Annotated in this window: 10 protein-coding genes; 6 read left to right on the top strand and 4 right to left on the bottom strand. The window is 73.7% G+C overall.

Features of this window, described 5'->3' with window-relative positions:
- The first annotated feature begins 103 nt into the window (after positions 1-103).
- The 5 genes from ACH34S_RS15870 (at position 104) to ACH34S_RS15850 (ending at position 11,683) form a co-directional block, all read left to right on the top strand.
- Positions 104-859 (top strand): IclR family transcriptional regulator C-terminal domain-containing protein, encoded by a 756-nt coding sequence (locus tag ACH34S_RS15870; RefSeq protein ID WP_395953406.1) that lies wholly within the window; start codon positions 104-106, stop codon positions 857-859.
- A 147-nt stretch (positions 860-1,006) separates the two neighbouring features.
- Positions 1,007-2,353 (top strand): C4-dicarboxylate transporter DctA, encoded by a 1,347-nt coding sequence (gene dctA / locus ACH34S_RS15865; RefSeq protein WP_395953405.1) that lies wholly within the window; start codon positions 1,007-1,009, stop codon positions 2,351-2,353.
- A gap of 254 nt (positions 2,354-2,607) precedes the next feature.
- The gene (locus ACH34S_RS15860; protein ID WP_395953404.1) at positions 2,608-8,517 is read left to right on the top strand and encodes a hypothetical protein; all 5,910 of its coding nucleotides are present in this window, start codon (positions 2,608-2,610) and stop codon (positions 8,515-8,517) included.
- Complete coding sequence (locus ACH34S_RS15855) at positions 8,514-10,523, top strand: MBL fold metallo-hydrolase (RefSeq protein ID WP_395953403.1); 2,010 nt, start codon at positions 8,514-8,516, stop codon at positions 10,521-10,523. Before ACH34S_RS15860 ends, ACH34S_RS15855 begins: the two co-directional genes overlap by 4 nt.
- 347 nt (positions 10,524-10,870) lie before the next feature.
- On the top strand, positions 10,871-11,683 hold the full coding sequence (locus ACH34S_RS15850) for an SGNH/GDSL hydrolase family protein (RefSeq protein ID WP_395953402.1): 813 nt from the start codon (positions 10,871-10,873) through the stop codon (positions 11,681-11,683).
- A gap of 38 nt (positions 11,684-11,721) precedes the next feature.
- On the opposite strand, the gene ACH34S_RS15845 is transcribed toward ACH34S_RS15850, so the two are convergent.
- On the bottom strand, positions 11,722-12,780 hold the full coding sequence (locus ACH34S_RS15845; RefSeq protein ID WP_395953401.1) for a YbhN family protein: 1,059 nt from the start codon (positions 12,778-12,780) through the stop codon (positions 11,722-11,724).
- A gap of 242 nt (positions 12,781-13,022) precedes the next feature.
- Between ACH34S_RS15845 and ACH34S_RS15840 the strand changes: the two genes are divergently transcribed.
- Positions 13,023-14,219: an aminotransferase class I/II-fold pyridoxal phosphate-dependent enzyme gene (locus tag ACH34S_RS15840; RefSeq protein WP_395953400.1), complete on the top strand. Its 1,197-nt coding sequence runs from the start codon at positions 13,023-13,025 to the stop codon at positions 14,217-14,219.
- A gap of 11 nt (positions 14,220-14,230) precedes the next feature.
- Here ACH34S_RS15840 and ACH34S_RS15835 read toward each other — a convergent pair whose 3' ends face one another.
- The 3 genes from ACH34S_RS15835 to ACH34S_RS15825 form a co-directional block, all read right to left on the bottom strand.
- Positions 14,231-15,148 carry an oxygenase MpaB family protein gene (locus tag ACH34S_RS15835; RefSeq protein WP_395953399.1) on the bottom strand — a complete coding sequence of 306 codons (918 nt, stop codon included), beginning with the start codon at positions 15,146-15,148 and terminating at the stop codon, positions 14,231-14,233.
- 117 nt (positions 15,149-15,265) lie between these two features.
- A complete protein-coding gene (locus tag ACH34S_RS15830) occupies positions 15,266-16,342 on the bottom strand; it encodes a threonine aldolase family protein (protein ID WP_395953398.1) in 1,077 nt (358 codons plus the stop codon).
- Positions 16,343-16,385: 43 nt separating this feature from the next.
- Entirely contained in the window at positions 16,386-16,949 is a 564-nt protein-coding gene (locus ACH34S_RS15825) for a hypothetical protein (RefSeq protein ID WP_395953397.1), read from the bottom strand.
- Positions 16,950-17,264 lie beyond the last annotated feature (315 nt).

Below are 17,264 nucleotides of genomic sequence, written 5' to 3'. Positions count from 1 at the left end.
GACTAGGAGCCGTCCGCCGGGATTTGTTCTACTGACGAACGTTCGTGCGTCGGTAGTTTACTTTGGAGTCGGGAGTCAAGGAATGTCAAGGCAGGATCCGGATGTGATCGACTCGGTCGAGAAGGCGTTCCGCGTGCTGGAGGCCTTCTCGGCGGACCATCCGACGCTGACCGTGAGCGAGGCCGCCGACCTCACCGGCCTGTCCCGGGCCACCGCCCGGCGCATCCTGCTGACCTGCGTCCGGCTCGGGTTCGCCGAGGTGGACGACCGGCGGTTCCGGCTCCTGCCGCGCGTCCTGCGCCTCGGTTACGGGTACCTCGCCTCGCTGCCGATCTGGGAGCGGGCCCAGCCGCACATGCGCCGGCTGGCGGAGGAGGTGCGGGAGTCGTGCTCGGCGGCCACGCTCGACGGCGAGGAGATCGTCTACGTCGCCCGCGTGCCGGCCAAGCGCAGCATGTCGATCGTCCTGAACGTGGGCTCGCGGCTGCCGGCGCACCCGACGTCCATGGGCCGGGTCCTGCTCGCCGCGCTCCCTCCGGACCGCCTGCGTGAACGCCTCGGCGAGATGCGGCTCGACCGGCTCACCCCGCACACGATCACCGACCCGGACGCGCTCGCGGCGGAGCTCGCCAAGGTGCGCGAGCAGGGCTTCGCGGTCGTGGACGGCGAGCGCGAGGAGGGCGTGCGCTCGGCCGCGGCGCCGGTGCGCGACGGGTCGGGCGCGGTGATCGCGGCCATCAACGTGTCGGCCAACGCGGGCCGGGTCTCGGTCGCCGAGCTGCACGAGCGGTTCGTCCCGCTGGTCGTCCAGGCGGCCGACGCAATCTCCCGCGACATCGATTTCGTCCCGTCGAGCTGACGCCCGCGCACCCTCGCAGGGCCCGTTCACGCTCGCAGCCCAGGTTCAAAGTCGTGACCTGCCCGGCTCTTGACCGGTGGTGGCGTGTCGGTCACACTCGCTCTCTAACCGGCGTACATCTGTGCGACAGACGAACAGAGGTGACCGATGTCCAGTGCCATGTCCGCCCTGCGGACCGCCTTCACCAAGAAACTCTGGCTCACGGTGCTGATCGCCCTCGCCCTCGGCGCCCTGCTCGGGCTCGTCGCGCCGGACACCGGAGCATCGATGCAGCCCCTCGGCGACGGCTTCATCTCGCTGATCCGGATGCTCGTCGGCCCGGTGATCTTCTGCACCATCGTGACCGGCATCGCCTCCGCCGGCGCGCTCGCCGGGATGGGCCGCGTCGGCGTCAAGGCCCTCGTCTACTTCGAGATCATCACCACGATCGCGCTGGTCATGGGCCTGGTGGTGATGAACGTGCTGCGCCCGGGCGACGGCGTGCACGCCGATCCGGACGCGATCAAGCTGACGGGCAAGGCGAGCCAGTACGCCGCCGAGGGCCAGCATCAGCACTGGTACGACTTCCTGGTCAACATCATCCCGGAGAGCGTGGTCAGCGCCTTCGTGGACGGCAACGTCCTGCAGATCCTGCTCGTGTCCGTGCTGTTCGCCATCGCGCTCAAGATGATGGGCGAGCGCGGCGCCCCGATCGCGCGCGGCGTGGAGCGGGTCGGCGAGGCCGTGTTCGGGATCGTCCGGCTGATCATGTACCTGGCCCCGATCGGCGCGTTCGGCGCGATGGCCTACACCACCGGCAAGTTCGGCACCAAGACGCTGACCAGCCTCGGCACCTTCGTCGGGCTGTTCTGGGCCACCGGCATCGTGTTCTGCCTGCTCGTCCTCGGCGCCGTCGCCAGGCTGTGCGGCATCCGCATCATCCCGCTCTACCGCTACTTCAAGGACGAGCTGCTCATCACCCTCGGCACCGCCAACTACGAGGCGGTCATGCCGCAGCTGATCGAGAAGCTGGAGCGGCTCGGCTGCCCGCGGCCCATCGTCGGGCTGGTCGTCCCGTCCGGGTACGCGTTCAACTCCGACGGCGTCTGCCTCTACATGGGGTTCGCCGGCCTCTACATCGCGCAGGCCTTCGACATCGGCATGTCGTTCTGGCAGCAGCTCGGACTGCTCGCCGTCTTCCTGATCACCTCGAAGGGCGGCGCGGGCATCGCGGGCGCCGGCTTCGTCCTGCTCGCCGCCAGCCTCTCCACCACCGGCGCCATCCCCATCGCCGGGATCATGCTCATCTTCGGCGTCGACCGGTTCCTGTCCATGGCGCGCGGCCTCGTGAGCCTGTGCGGGCAGATGCTGGCCAGCATCGTCGTCAGCAAGTGGGAGGGCGTCTTCGACCGCGACCGCGCCAGGCTGGTCCTCGCGGGCGGCACCCCGGCCGACGACTCCGCACCGCCCACCGACGCCGTCCCGGCCCCCGCCCCCGCCACCGGAAAGGCGTGACGGAACCGAGCCAGAGTGATGTGAACTCGATCAACATCAACTTTGCGTATTGATGGCTATGACTTTGACTCTGCGTTAGGCTCGCGTCACTGGGCGCCTCGGATGGGGCGTGGAGGCGGCGGTGAGAGAGGGCGGGGTCGGTCGGGATGGGGCACGGCTCTCGGTGTGAAGGGTGTCATGAAGGGACCGCTCCGTTCGGGTCTCTTGGGGAACTGGACGGGCTGGCGGAGCTGGAAGACGCGGCGCTGGCGGCGGTGTCAGCCGATGACGTGCGGGAATACCTGCGGCTCAGCCCGCCCGAGCTGGTCCGGGCCGTGCTCGACATCGTGCGGCTCGGCGGCAAGAAGAAGACGTCCCCGGCGGCGGCCGGCCTGGTCCTGCGCACGATGCGGCACGGCGAACCCCGGCGGCGGCACGATCTGCGGTTCCTCCTCGGCGGCGTGTACGTGCACGGGTTCCGGAACGTCGACGGCCTGGACGCCGACGACTGCGTGAGACTGCTCGGCACGTCCACGGCCGCGGGCGTGCTGAAGCGGGCGCCGGGTCTGCGGGTCCTGCTGAACTGGGACGCGCCCGAGACGCTCGCGCGGTGGGGGCTGGTGCGCGTCGTCCAGGACGATCGTCCGCTCGCGGCGGTGGCGCTCGGCCTGCTGGCGGCCGAACCCGAGGAGCGGGCGCCCGGGGCGCGGGCCATGTGGGAGGCGGTCAGGGAACGCCATCCGGAACTGCCAGCCCGGCCCGCGAGCCTGCTTGAGGTGAGAGAGCTCGCCGGGCGGGGGCCGGGGGAGGGGCCGCCCGCCCCCGAGCTGCTCGCCGCCGAGCTTGACGAGCTCGGCGGACGCTTCCACGACGCGGCCGGAGCGAGTGACCGCATCGCCGGGCACCTGCGCGCCGGGCACCGTCCCGGCGACGCCGACCTGGCGCTCGTCCAGCGGGTCGTGGCCGACTTCGACGGCGTCCGGACGCGGATCGACGCCCTGCTCCCGGGCGAGCGTCCCGCCGAGCTGCCCGCGCTCGCGGAGGCCGTCCAGACCGCGATGGAAGCGGGCCGGAAGGACGACCGCGTGCGCGCGCTGCGGCGCGTCGAGGGCCCGGAGGTCGTGGCCGGGCTGCTGGAGGAGGTCCGCCAAGCCGCCGGGCAAGCGGCCGGTTCGGACGAGGCGGGCGAAGGGCTGGCCGTGCTCGCCGAGCTCATCGAGGCCCGCCTGGAGGAGCCGCCGCTGCGCGCCCTGGAACTGGCCGAGCGGGCGCGCGGCGCATTGCCGGCGGCCTGGCACCTCCTTGTCGACATGGCGCTGATCGGGCAGCTCGCGATCGCCGACGAGGCAGACGAGGCCGAGGAAGAGCCCACCGATGCTCCAGAGCCCGAAGCGGTGAAGGTGCCCGCTCCCCGGGAGGCGCCGCCGGAAGAGAACGTGCCGGACGAGAGCGGTGGCGACGAGCCTCCCCCGCCACCGTCGGACCAGTCCGAGCTGTCCGAACTCGACGCCTTCATCGAGCAGGCCGTCCCCGAGAAGGCGGAGCCCCCGCCCGCTCCGGCTCAAGCTCCGGTCCGGGCGGCTCGGGAGCAGAACCATGATGAGGCGGCCGAGGCGGAGACGCCCGTCCAGGAGGCTCAGACTTCGGAACAAGAGGAGTCGCCGGCCTGCCGGGTGCCGGGGGTGGCCGAGGCGGAGGTCGGCGCGCTGCGGGCGGGCCGGTTCGGGCTTGCCGGGTGGCTGCGGCGGGCGGCGGGCCGTCCGGACGCGGAGGTGAACGCGCGGTGGTGCGCGGCGCTCGCGGCGGAGATGGCGGTGTTCGCCGGGCCGCTATCCGCCGAGTTCGCCGCCGCTTCCCGCGACCTGGACGCCAAGGCGCTCGCCGACGATCCGGCGGGCGGGGTGCTGGCGTGGGCCGCCGCGATCCGGGCCGGGCTGGTGTTCCCGGAGGCGACACGGCTGGTGGACGCCCTGAACGTCGTCGTGTCCGGCCATCCCGTCCTGAAGGAGTGCGGGGAGGCGTTCGCGCAGGCGGCGCGGGCCGGGGTGTACCTGAGCCCCGGCATGGACGGCTGGATCCGCGGCGCGGCGGGGCTCGCGGAGGCCCGCCGCGAGGCGTCCGGGGAGGCGGCGCGGCTGCTGGCGGAGGCGCCGCACCGCACGATCAAGCTGGCCCGCGCCACCGAGGTGTGGAAGGCGCTGCTGCTCAACGACGGCGCGGTCCGCCGGCTGCTGGAACCGGCGGCGGGCGACGATCCGGCGCGGGTGGACGCGGCCGTCGCCCGGATCGTCCGGCTGCGCGCCGGGACGGAGATCGACCGCCTGATCGACGAGACCGACAATCGGGTCAACGGCCCGAAGAAGGGCAAGCCGATCATCGCGGGCGCGCGGGCGAAGCTGCACGCCTTGATCGGCGATGCGCTCGACACGGCCTGGCGGTGGGCGATGGCCGTCAAGGAGGCCAACGGGGCGGAAGGAGCGGCCAAGGACAACGCGGACGCGGCCGGGAACCGTGACTGGCGGGTCGGGCCGCTCCGCCAGCTCCGCGACACCGTCAGCGGCCGGCGCCGGGAGGCCGAGGCCGCGCTCGCCGAGATGGCGGGCACCGCGGGGGAGGCGGCCGCGCAGGCCGCGTGCACCCTGCTCGGTGCCGCGTTCGCGCTGCTGGACGGGGCGAAGCTGGCCGAGACCGAGCCGCCCGCCGCCCGCGTCCTCAACCGGGACCTGCTGCCCGCCGCCGAGATCCCGCTCGACCCGCACACGCTGCGGCCGTGCGGCGCGGTCCGGCCGGAGGCGCTCGCGGCCGTGGCGCTCGCCGGGCCGCCCGACTGGGCCGCGGTGTTCGAGGCGCGGGCCGCGCGGCTCGACCACGAGGGCACGGGGGCGGTCGTCTCCGTCCTGCGGGCGCTCGACCCCGAGGCCGCCGCGCGGCTCGGGGCCCGCCGCGACGACCTGGTCCGGGCCGCCCGCGCCGCCCGCGACGAGCGGGTCGAGCACGTCCGCGACCTGATCGCCAAGTCCCGGCGGGACGGGCTGCTCACCGAGGGCCAGGAGCGGGAGGCGGAGGAGACGGTGCGGCTGCGCACCACCGACCGCCACGACTTCGACCGGATCGGACGCGACATCGACGCGCTCCTCGCCCGCATCGAGGAGTGGTGCGCGGCGAGCGTCGCGGCCGAGCGCGCCGCGCTCGCCGCCCGGGCCGGTGACTTCCGCCCGGCGGACGTGCGCCGCGTCGAGCGGCACATCGCCGACGGCGACCTCACGACCGCCCGCGAGTTCCTGGCGCAGCTGAAGGCGGGCAAGCAGCTCCCCGAGAAGTCGGAGGACACCGATTTCGCCCGGTTCTTCCCCGCGTTCCCCGACACGTTCCACCGCCGGTCGCTGCTGACCGGTAAGCGTGCCCGCAAGCAGGAGACCAGCGGCTACATCGACGAGCTCAAGGACGCGCTGATCGCCGGCCGCGATGTCGCCGAGCCGGAGCTGGACGCGCTGCTGACCGGCGCGGGCATCGACATCGCCTCGATGCGGGAGGCGAACCGGCGGGTCGCGGGGGAGGGGCTGCGCAAGTGGCTGAACCTGCGCGAGGGCCGGACGAAGACCGCCGGGAACATGCGGTCGCTGATCGGCGCGATCCTGAAGATGGTCGGGCTGGAGGGCACGCAGGGCGACACCGACACCGGCCCGGACCGGATGTGGATCGGGCTGGAGGACGTCCGGCACGTCGGGTCGGTGGACGGGGCGCTGCTGCCGGCGTTCGGGTCGCAGAAGAGCCCGTCGGGGCGGCGGCTGCGGCTGCTGCTCTTGTGGGGGCGGCCCGGCGGCGAGCAGCTGATCGACCTGCTGTCCGGGCAGCCGGAGGGCGAGACGGTGCTGGTGTTGTACTTCGGCGTCCTGTCGGCCGACGACCGCGAGCGCCTCGGCCGCGCCGCGCGGGGCCGTCCCGCGCCGGTCGCCGGGGTCCTCGACGACGCCGCGGTCGCCTACCTGGCGTGCCGCCCGCAGGACTGGACGGTCACGGTCGCGCTGATGGCGCCGTTCACCGCCACCGACCCCTACACCCCGGCGGGCGACGTCCCGGAGGAGATGTTCTACGGGCGGTCCGAGCAGATCCGCAAGGTCACCGACCGGATGGGGCCCTCGTTCGTGTTCGGCGGCCGGCAGCTGGGCAAGTCGGCGCTGCTGCGCAAGGCCGAGCGGTCCCTGGAGAGCGACCCGAACCGCACGGTGATCCTGCTGAACGTCCAGACGGTCGGGAAGGTGCGGTCGATCTCGCTGTGGCCCAAGCTCGGCGACCGGCTCGCGAAGGCGGGCGTGATCCGGGCGGGGCAGGTGCGGCGCGAGCAGGTGATCGAGGCGGTGCGCGCGTGGGCGGACGCCGATGTGAACCGGCAGCTGCTGATCCTGCTGGACGAGGCCGACGGCTTCCTCAACATGGACGCCGACCGGGGCCGCTTCGAGGACGTCACCGCGCTGCGCACCCTCATGGAGGACACCGGCCGCCGCGTGAAGGTGGTGTGGGCGGGCCTGCACCAGACCGCCCGCTTCCACGGCCTGCCCAACCAGCCGCTGGCCCAGCTCGGCGACCCGGTCGCGATCGGGCCGCTGGAGCCGCAGGACGCCTTCGACCTGCTGGTGCGGCCGCTGGCCACGCTCGGGTTCGTGTTCCCCGAGACGCTCGCCGCCCGCGTGATCGCCGAGGCCAACAACGCCCCGGCGCTGGTCCAGCTGTTCGCGGCCAAGCTCCTGGCGCGGCTGCGGGAGAGCCCGCGCAGGCTCCCGTACGAGATCACTCGTGAGGACGTCGCGGAGGTGTGGCGCGACCACCGGCTCGTCCGCGGGTTCCAGCGCTGGTTCGAGCTGACGCTCAACCTCGACAAGCGCTACACCGTCATCGCCTACACCGTCGCGTTGCACGCGCTCGGCGACGGCGCCGACGAGACCCTCACCGTCAAGCAACTGCGCGAGGAGTGCCGGTACTGGTGGGCGAAGGGCTTTGAGGACTGCGGCGGCGACGACTTCCGCAGCCTGCTCGCCGAGTGCGTCAACCTCGGCGTCCTGGGCGTGGACGAGGGCCGCTACCGGCTGCGCACCCCGCACATCCTGCGGCTGCTCGGCGGGGTCCGCGAGGTCGAGAACGCGCTGGAGAACGCCGGCGACTTTGAGGACCCCGACCATTTCGACGCGCACTCCTACCGGATGCCGCACCGCGAGGGCCCCGAGCGCGCACCACTGAGCATCGGGCAGATCACCGGGCTGCTGCGGCCGGGACGGCTCGTCCACGTGGTGGCCGGGTCGGCGGCGCTGCACGCCGAGCGGGTCGTCGCGGCGCTGCAGGCGATGCCGTCCGACCGCCCCGACCTGGAGGTCCAGACCGTCCTCCAGCCCCCACCCACCGCCATTCAACGGACGAGCTCCGCTCGGCGCTCCGTCTGGCCAGGGGACGGGACGTTCGGCGCCGCGGTGCTGCGCGCCCGCCGCCACCCCGGGCACGACGTGATCGTCGTCGACGTGCACGCCGCCCGCGACCGCGGCCAGTTCGAGCGGCGGTTCGCCGAGGCGCGCGCGGCCGTCGCCGACACCTCCGGCGAGGGGACCCTCGCCGTCGTGCTCGTCGCGGGCCCGGCGTCGGCGGCGGGCTGGCTCCACGGCACCGAGGCCGCGGATGTGGAGCTGGTGCCGCTGCGGCGCTTCGACCCGCCCGCGATCCGGCAGTGGATGCTGGAGGACGCGCTCGGCTTCCCCGACGACGCCGGGCAGCGTGACCTCGTCCGCCGTACCGGCGGCTGGCCGGTGCTCGTCGGCCGCGTCGTCACCGGCCTCGCCGGTCCAGGCCGCGACCGCGACCAGGTGCTGGAGAGCGTCCTGCGGCACGTGCGCGACAAGCCCGGCATCCTCCTGGACGACGCCGGCGTCCGCGCCGACCCGTGCCTGGCCGCCGCGTGGCGCACGCTCGTCGCCGAGGACGCCCGCGAAACCGCCGAAGACCTCGCCGCCCTCCTCGCCCTCTTCGGCGAAGAAGACACCCCCGGCCTCACGCCCCCGGACCTGCGTGAACACGGTTACACCGGAACCCACGACCTGGTCGAGGCGCTGCGGATACTCGGCGCGCTCGACTCCACCGGCGGCGCGCTGGCCTGCGAACCAGTCCTCGCCGCCGCGGCCCGATGGGAGGCGGGCGCATGACCGCCGCGCCCCCGGCCCCGATGCAGGACGCGGTCGCGCCCGTGCTGCGCGCGGTCGCGCTCGCGGTGCTCGACCGGCCCTCCGCCGGGCGGCTCCCGTCCGACCCGGACGTGCTCGTCAAGGAGCACACCGAGATGCTGCTGTCGGCGCTCATCCGGTTCCCAGCGCTGCGCCGCCGCGCCGAAGACCACCTGGCCGAGGCGGAGAGCGGGACGCGCGCGCTCGCCGCCGTCCTGCTGAACCCCGACGACGGGATCGTCCGGGCCGGGCTCGCGTGGATCGCGCCCGGCCCCGACCGGACGGCGGAACGCGCGCACCGCGACGCCGAACGCGCCGCCCGCAAGATCGACCGGCTGAAGGCGCGGCTCAGGACGGCCCAGGGACGGCTCGACTACGCGCAGCGGGACGCGCAGGAGGCGACGCGGCTGCTCGCCGGAACCCGCGAGGCGCTCGCGGAGCAGCAGGAGCGGGCCGACGGCCTGACCCGCCGCCTCGCGATCGAGCACCGCAGGTGGCGGGACCCGCGGGCGCTCGCCGCCGCCCTCCTCGGCGTCCTCGAACGGGCGGGCGCGGCCGGCGGCGAGCACGTGCGCGCCGCCGCCCGCGCCGCCGGCACGAGCCCCGAGGAGGTCCTGTCCGTCGTGCGCGCCGTCGTGGACCCGGCACCGCCGCCCGCCGCCGTCACCGCCGAGCCCGGGCTGCGGGTCGTCCCGCTCGGCGGCGACGACCACATCGGCGGGTCGTGCCTGCTGGTCGAGGCGGGCGGCACCCGCGTCCTGGTCGACGCGGGCCTGCGGCCCGGCGACCGCGCCGAACCGCCCCGCGACATCGCGCAGGCGCTCGACGGCCCGCTGGACGCGGTGATCGTCACCCACGCCCACAACGACCACTGCGGCTACATCCCGGCCCTGGTCGCCGGACGTCCCGGGCTTCGCGTGCTCGCGACGCCCGAGACCACGGTGCTGATGCCGGTCATGTGGGCCGACACCGCCAAGGTGATGGCCGCCAGGGCGCGGGGACGGGCGCGGTGGGGCGGCAGCGGCGGCGTCCTCTACGGGCCGCGGGACGTCGACGTCGCGGCCCGGCGCTGCGAGGAGCTCGCGTTCGGCGTGCCGCGCCGGATCGGCGCGCTGACCGTGGAGCTGTTCCCGGCCGGGCACATCCTCGGCGCCGCCGGTGTCGTCGTCCGCGCGGGCGACCGGCGCGTCGCCGTCTCGGGCGACATCTCCGGGTTCCGGCAGGAGACCGTCGGCGGCTGCGCCGTCCCGGAGTCCGCGCGCGGCGCTGACCTGCTCGTCATGGAGTCGACCTGCTGCGCCGAAGACCACGACGCCCGCGACCTGCGCGTGGACGGGCTCGTCCGCGCCGTCGCCGGGATCTGCGGGGACGGCGGCCGGGTGCTGATCCCCGCGTTCGCGCTCGGCCGCGCGCAGGAGATCGCGCTGATCCTGCGGCGGCACCTGCCCGAGGTGCCCGTCCGGATCGACGGCATGGCCGCCGACCTCGCCGCCGTGTACGAGTCGCTGGACCCGGGCCTGCGGGTGCTCGAGGGCGCCGCCGCGGTCACCGACCGTTCCGCCGAGCTGGACGCGTTCCGCACCGGCGTCGTGATCTCCACGTCCGGGATGCTGGCCGGCGGGCCCGCCGTCGAGTGGGCGCGGCGGATCCTGCCCGAGCCGGGCGGCGCGGTGTTCCTGTCCGGCTACCAGGACGAGGAGTCCCCCGGCCGCGCGCTGCTCGACGTCGCGGGCCGGGGCGGCGACTTCACCTTCCGCGACCACGACGCCGAGGTCACCGTCCCGGTCCGCGCCCGGGTGGACACGGTGCGCCTGTCGGCGCACGCCGACCGCCGGGGCCTGCTCGGCATCGCCGACGAGATCGCGGCGCGGGAGATCATGCTCGTGCACGGGATGCCGGGACGCCAGCACACCTTCGCCGAGACCCTTCGCGTCCGCGGCCACCGGACGGCCGGCACCCGCGCCTGGCACGCGGGCACGCCCGCGTGATCGGGCACCGGAAAGCGCCGCGGCCGGACGCCTGCAAAACCGCACGGCACCCCAAAAGCAATTTGATCTTCGATTTCGCCCGGCGGCGCTCTGCCGCCACCACAATCTGCTAAGGGCGAGGTCGTCACCCCAAGGCAGGCCAGAACGGCCGTGCGAGCACAAAGGAGCAGGTGAGCGACCTGTTGCCGGTGGTGCTCCCGGCGGCGGACGAGTCAGTACGGACCGCTCTAAACCAGGTTTCAATGGCGAATAGTGCCCAAAACGTATTGATCAGATCGTCGATTCGGAGAATTGTGTCGCGGGTATTATGCCCGCGACACAATTCGATACTTCGCTCCGGAGTGCAGATGCGCCTCTCCCGCTCTTATCTCGTCGCTTTCGGTGCGGTGACCTTCGCCGCCGGTTCCATCGCCTGGCCCGCGTCCGCCTCGGCGGCCGCGACGAACTATGTCGCGCTCGGTGACTCCTACTCCTCCGGCACCGGTGCCGGTAGCTACCACCCTGACAGTGGAGCGTGCAAGCGCAGCGCCAACGCCTACGCGCAGCTGTGGGCGGCGGCCAACAAGGCCTCGTTCAAGTTCGCCGCGTGCTCCGGCGCGACGACCACGACCGTCATCAGCGGCCAGCTCGGCTCGCTCAGCTCCTCGACCACGCTCGTCAGCATCACGGTCGGCGGCAACGACGCCGGGTTCTCCGACGTCATGCAGACCTGCGTGCTGAAGTCGGAGTCGACCTGCAAGACCAGGGCCGCGCAGGCCGAGACCTACATGAAGGACACCCTGCCCGGACGCCTCGACTCGGTGTACTCGAAGATCCGCGCCAAGTCGCCGTCCGCCCGCGTGGTGGTCCTCGGCTACCCCCGCCTCTACAAGATCGTCAACGTGTGCGCGGGGCTGAGCAACGGCAAGCGCACCGCGCTCAACCACGCCGCCGACACCCTCGACGGCGTGATCGCCAAGGCCGCGGGCCGGGCCGGGTTCACCTGGTCGGACGTCCGGGACGAGTTCAGCGGCCACGAGCTGTGCTCCGGCGACGACTGGCTCAACGCCGTGACGATCCCGATCGAGTCGTCCTACCACCCGACCGCGCGCGGCCACCGCCTCGGCTACCTCCCCGCCCTGACCGGCTCCGCCCGCACCGCCGTCAAGCAGGACGCCTGACCCGGCCCGCCCATTAGTGATCTACAACGTAAAGGTGCTCACCTGCGGAGCGTTCTGCAGGTGAGCAGGCCGACCGGGACCGGCGCCCAGAACGTGATGCCACGGAACAGCAGCACGGCCTGCAGCGCCGGTCCGGCGGCGATGCCCAGGGAGGCGAGCGCGGCCACGAGCGCGGCCTCCGTGGAGCCGACGCCGCCGGGCGAGGGGATCGCCGCGCCCGCGGCGGCTCCCACCAGGTAGGCGGCGACGAGCGCGAGGACGTCGCCGGGCCCCGCGCCCGTCCCGGGCACGGCGAGCACGCTGAGCGCGAACGCCAGGCCGAGCACGAGCGTGGTCGCGGCGGACGCGGCGAGCGTGACCGCCAGGTCGCGGGGGCGGCGGCACAGGTCGGCGAACCCGGCGACGGCCCGTCCGACCACGGCGGACCGGGCGGCGCGGCGCCCCCACAGCGCGGCGGCGGGCAGCAGGACGCCCACGGCGATGAGCAGCGGGACGGGCGGGACGAGCCCCGCGGCCTGGGCGGCGTGGTGGCCGAGGGCGTCCATGACGCGTCCGTCGCCTGCGCCGAGGACGAGGACGACGCCGAGGAGCAGCAGGTCGGCGGGGAGGCCCGCGACCTGCAGCACCGCGACGGCGATCGCCGCCCGCGACAGCGGCAGCCCCTGGCACACCAGGTAGCGCGTGTTGACGGCGACGGCGCCGAGCCCGCCGGGCGTGACGCGGTTGGCCGCGGCTGCGGTGAACTGCGTCAGCGTCGTCTCGTAGAGGGGGATGGGCCGCCCGGACGCCCCGCGCAGCGCGACCGCCGAGCAGACGTAGTGCAGCACGGACAGCATGACGAGCGCGGGCAGGAACTCCCAGCGCATGTGCGCCAGTGCCGAGGCGGCGCCGTCGAGGTTGGACGGGCGCGGCACGGCGCCGGTCAGCAGCGCCGTCACCGCGGCGGCGATCAGTAGAACCCCGAGGAAGGCCCAGCGGGACCCGCGAACCCGTCGGACCGGGGAGGGTGTCGCGGCGGGCCCGTCTCGGCCCCGCTCGCCAAAGCCGGGGAGTTCGGCGGGCGCCGCGCGTTCAGCGCCGGCGGCGATCGTCTCCACACCTCAGTGATCGGCTATTTGATTGAAGGGTACGCGACCGTCAGGTCTGCGCGACGCGAACGATGGGGGACGTTCGTGTCCCCCGCGGGCGCCCGGGCCGGACATCCGGCCGGAAGATTTCTTGTCGGGCACGCCTCTTTGGTCTGCGCAATAGATTCTTTTCACCCTATGATTAGGATTCGCTACAGGAAGTGACGGCCGATGGAGGCCGGAGAGTGCAGGACCGGGGGAGAGTGACCACCATGAGCAGCGCTCACCAGCGGCTGGGCGAACGCATCAGGGACTTCCGGGTCAGCCGGGGCGTGCGGCGACCGTGGCCGGCCAAGGCGCCGGGCGGCCGTGCGATCGTGCTGACCTGTAGCGACTATCTCGCGATCGCCGAGCATCCGGCGATCGCCGACGCCATGATCGCCAGCCTCCGGTCGGCGGAGGGCGCGCCGCCGGTGCCCGGGCCGTGCCTGCCCGACGACCATCCGCAGTTCCTTCTCGGCGCGGAGTTCGCCCGGCACATGGGCGCCCGCGCCGGGGTGCTGTGCCCGTCGGGCTGGGCGGCCAACACCGGGCTGCTGCAGGTGGTCGCCGGTCCGGACGTGCCCGTCTACCTGGACGTCCTGGCGCACATGTCGCTGTGGGAGGGGGCGCGCGCGGCGGGCGCCGAGCTGGCGTACTTCCGCCACAACGACCTCGCCCACCTGCGCCGCCGGATCGAGGTGGGCGGCTCCGGGGTGATCGTCGCCGACGCCGTCTACAGCACCGACGGGACGGTGGCCCCGCTGCACGGCCTGGTGGAGATCGCCGAGGAGTTCGGCTGCCTCCTGGTCGTGGACGAGTCGCATTCGCTCGGCACGCACGGCGGGCAGGGCGAGGGCCTCGTCGCGGCGCTCGGCCTGACCGGGCGGGTCGACTTCCGCACCGCGAGCCTGGCGAAGGCGCTGCCCGGACGTGCCGGGCTGATCGCCTGCGACCGTCCCGGCTTCGCCGACTACTTCACCCACACCGCGCTCCCGGCCGTGTTCAGCTCGACGCTGCTGCCGCACGACATCGCGGGCCTCGGCGCGGCGCTCAAGGTCGTCCGGGAGGAGAACCGCCGCCGCGACCGCCTGCACGCCGTCACCCGCCGCCTCCGGGACGGCCTTACCGACCTCGGGCACCGGCTCGTGGAGTCGGACACGCCGATCATCGCGCTGGAGAAGGGTTCGGAGGCCGAGGCGACGCTCCTGCGGGACGCGCTCGTCACGCGCGGCATCTACAGCGCGGCCCTGTTCCCGCCGACGGCGTCGGTGGGTCGGACGCTGGTGCGCCTGTCCGCGCACGCGGGGCTCAGCGACGGTGACGTCCGCCGGGTCCTTTCGGTGTTCGCGCAGCTCCGCGGTTCGGTGGCGGCCCCGTCCCGGACGGGCCGGGCCGGCCGTTCCCGCCACAACGCGAGCCGCTCCTGACCGGGGCGGGGTCAGGCGGCGGGCTGGTAGCGGTCCTGGCGGGTCTGGGCGCCGATGTAGCGGAGCATGCTGCGCAGGGCCCAGTGGTTGATGCCGGTGGGCATCATGCGGTAGCCGTGCCGGTGGGCCATCGCGAGGGCGCTGAACCGGGCCTGGTCGAGGACGCTCCAGGGGATGTCGAAGCGGTCCCGGACGATCGCGGGCAGGCAGCCGAAGGTGATGAGCCGCAGTGGCCGTTCGATGACGAGCCGTCCGGCGCGGTCGAGGCGGGGTCCGCCGACGGGCAGGAGCGTGACCGTGTCGGACCCGTGCCTGGCGATCTCCAGTGCGCGGGCGGCGGCGGGGGTGAGTTCGAGGCGTTCGGCGCAGACATGCCAGAACTTGGACTGGAACGCGGCGTAGTCGGCGGGGACGGGGCGCATGCTGACGCCGTAGCGGGAGTACCAGGTGACGGTCTCGGCGTACATCCGCTCGTGGTCCTCGGCGGTGAGGGTGCCGGGGTGGAAGGTCTCCGCGGCCTTGAAGATCTCCCAGGTGAAGGTGGCGTGCGCCCACCAGAACGTCTCGGGTTCGAGGGCGTGGTAGCGGCGGGCGTGCTCGTCCGCGCCGCCGATGGTGCGGTGCAGGTCGCGGATGGTGCGGGCGCGGGGCCCGCCGTCGGGGGCGAGGATCGTCGCCCAGATCTGCGGGACGGACCGGTGGATCCGGTCGAACGGCGCGTCGAAGAACGCGGAGTGCTCGGCGACGCCGGCGCCGATGGCGGGGTGCATGAGCTGCATGAGCCCGGCGGCGGCGCCCGGGAGCAGCGAGCGCAGGTCGGCGGCGTGCCGCCAGAGGAGCGTGCCGGGGCCTAGCGGGGCGCGGGCGGCGCCGCGGGGGGCGTCGGGGTCAGCGGTGACGATCGCCGGGGGCGGTGAGGGGGCGGGCATCGCACCTCCTGGAAGTGACCACTTACGTCCAGCCTAGCCGCGCTGAGACAAGAGTCAACATTTGTCGCACGACTCGCCCGGGTCGTGTCCGGGGGTTCCAGGGGTCGCCCCTCTGGGTCAACCAGCCATCTCTTCGGCGAGGGCGGTGGTGAAGGCGTCGACGTCGGTCTCGGTGGTGTCGAAGGAGCACACCCAGCGGACCTCGCCGGTCCGGTCGTCCCAGGTGTAGAAGGGGAACCGCTTGCGCAGCCGCTCCGCGGCGCTCCTCGGGATGATCGCGAACACCGCGTTGGCCTCCACGGCCTGCGTGACCTCGACGCCGGGGACGGTGCGGGCGGCGGCCGCCAGGCGGCGGGCCATGGCGTTGGCGTGGGCGGCGTTGCGCAGCCACAGGTCGCCGTCCAGCAGCGCGGCGAGCTGCGCGGACACGTACCGCATCTTGGACGCCAGCTGCATGCTCGACTTGCGCAGGTAGTCCACCCCGCGCACCGCGTCCGGGTTCAGGACGACGATCGCCTCGCCGAGCAGCAGCCCGTTCTTGGTGCCGCCGAACGACAGGACGTCCACGCCCGCGTCGGTGGTGAGGGCGCGCAGCGGCACGCCGAGCGAGGCCGCGGCGTTGGCGATCCGCGCGCCGTCCATGTGCACGGACATGCCGCGCTCGTGGGCCGCGGCGGCGACCGCCGCGGTCTCCTGCGGGGTGTAGACGGTGCCGAGCTCGGTGCTCTGGGTGATCGACACGACGGCGGGCTGCCGCCGCTGGACGTTGCCGAACCCGGTGGCGTGCGCCTCGACCAGCTCGGGCGTCAGCTTGCCGTCCGGGGCCGGGACCGTGACCAGCTTCAGGCCCGCGATCTTCTCGGCCGCGCCGCACTCGTCGGTGTTGATGTGCGCGGACTCCGGGCAGACGACCGAGCTCCACCGCTCCGACATGGCCTGCAGCGACACGACGTTCGCGCCCGTCCCGTTGAACGTGGGGAACACTTCGGCGCGCTCGCCGAAGTGCCGGCGGACGATCTCGCGGAGCCGGGCGGTGACGGCGTCGGCGCCGTAGGCGGGCTGGTGACCGTCGTTGACGGCGGCGAGCGCCGCGAGGATGTCGGGGTGGACGCTCGCCTGGTTGTCGCTCGCGAACGCCCTCGCGGCGGTGGGCCGGGGGGTGCCGGTGGTGCTGTCGTTCGGCGGCTGGGTCATGCGGCCATTGTCCAGGACGTCCGGGCGCCGGGCCCGGGCCGGGTCACGCGGGCCGGTCGGTGATGTTCTGCACCGGCGCGGGCGCGCTCTCGGACGGCGGTTCGGCGGCGCGGAGGGGGATGCGGGAGCGCATGGCGTCCAGGTCGTCGCCGAGCCGGGCCATGTTGGACTGCAGGTCGCGCCACAGCCCGGATCGCTGCTCCAGCTGCGCGATCTTGGTGCGCAGGTCGCCGATGCGGCGTTCGGCGGCCTCCAGCCGGGCGCCGTTGCCCGCGGTGTCGCGGCCGGTGCGGATCAGGCTGGTGGCGACGGCGGCCAGGTCGCGTTCGGTGTCGTCCATCCGCTCGTCGATGCGGGGCAGCAGCCGGTCGTTGAGCTGGCCGACCAGCGAGTCGAGGTCGGCGCGCACCCGGCGCAGCTCGGCGTCCTGGTCGCGGACGGTCTCCTCTAGTATCTTGAGGCGTTCGGTGAGGGCGGGAAGGAGCCGCCCGAGTTCCGCCGACCGTTCCAGATCCCGCCCGAGTCTGACGAGAAGGCCCACGCCCTCGCGCAGCTGGCGCTCCGCCTCGGCGGCGGCGCGGCGGACGAGACCCGGGATCACGGTCATGGCGCTCCCTCCAAGGGGACCGGTTCGGTTGGAATCTCCCTAAACTCTAGGCGAACCGCCCATGAACATTTTGTGGACTCAGGTGTTTATTTCGGCGCGCCGGCCGGTTTTCGATCAGCTTCCGTCCGGGTCCGCTCGGCGGGTTCCGGCGCGCTGCAGGTGCACAGGCCGCGGCTGACGATGAGCAGGGCCCGTTCGGCGGTGTAGTCCGCCCGGTCGAGGGCCGGCCGGACACGGTGACAGGTCAGGCAGAGCATGCGTTCTTCGTCCTCCCCGTAAAGCCAGGGGGGTCCGGTGGCCGTGCGGCCCCGTCCG

Origin of the sequence: Actinomadura sp. 3N508 (genome assembly GCF_044326375.1) — a bacterium.
Lineage (GTDB): Bacteria > Actinomycetota > Actinomycetes > Streptosporangiales > Streptosporangiaceae > Spirillospora.
The sequence above is the reverse complement of the archived record's forward strand: the minus strand, read 5'-3'. Positions and strand labels throughout refer to the sequence as shown.